Genomic DNA, 586 nt, shown 5'->3' with positions numbered 1-586 from the left:
TTGCGCACTATGAGTCGCTTGGCATCGACCCGATGACGAAGACACTAGTCTTTACGGTTGGTTTGAACTTCGAGCAAGCGCTAGACATTTGTGAGCATTTCCAAGGTCGTGTGCAAGTGAGCTTCGGTATCGGTACGTCTCTGGCAAACGACATGGGTAATTACGTTAACGATCAAGGCGAGGCGTATCAGCCGCTTTCCATCGTGATTAAAATGGTGACCTGCAATGGCTCTCCAGTCGCTAAGATCAGTGACGAGCCAGAAAAGGCAATGTGTGAAGACATTTTCTTTTTGATGAATCTTAAACGTCGCTTTGAACAACCGCTTGATTTAAATGAATGTCGTAAGCTCATTGATCGCCTCGAAAGCGAAGGGCAGAACTACCTTATTGATGCGTAAACACCACGCTTTTTAGCTCCTTTCTTGATAATCACCCTCTATCGTTTCGATAAATTTATATCGGTAAACGAAGAGGGTGATTTCGTTATAGTAAGTCTTATATCAATCATTGCTCCCCTGCGTTTTTTGCGTCGCTAGAGGCTATGATTGATAGATACTCCCAACGTTGCGGCATTGTGGAAAGTGTT

The 586-nt window shown here is 44.4% G+C and carries 1 pseudogene; it reads left to right on the top strand.

Annotated elements, in window-relative coordinates:
* Window positions 1-398, top strand: a pseudogene (locus tag R7Q09_RS27105) (nicotinate phosphoribosyltransferase); the annotation flags it as partial.
* Window positions 399-586: the final 188 nt, after the last annotated feature.

The organism is Vibrio sp. 2130-1 (assembly GCF_033339515.1).
Note: the sequence above shows the minus strand (reverse complement) of the source record. Positions and strands in the feature narration are given on the sequence as shown.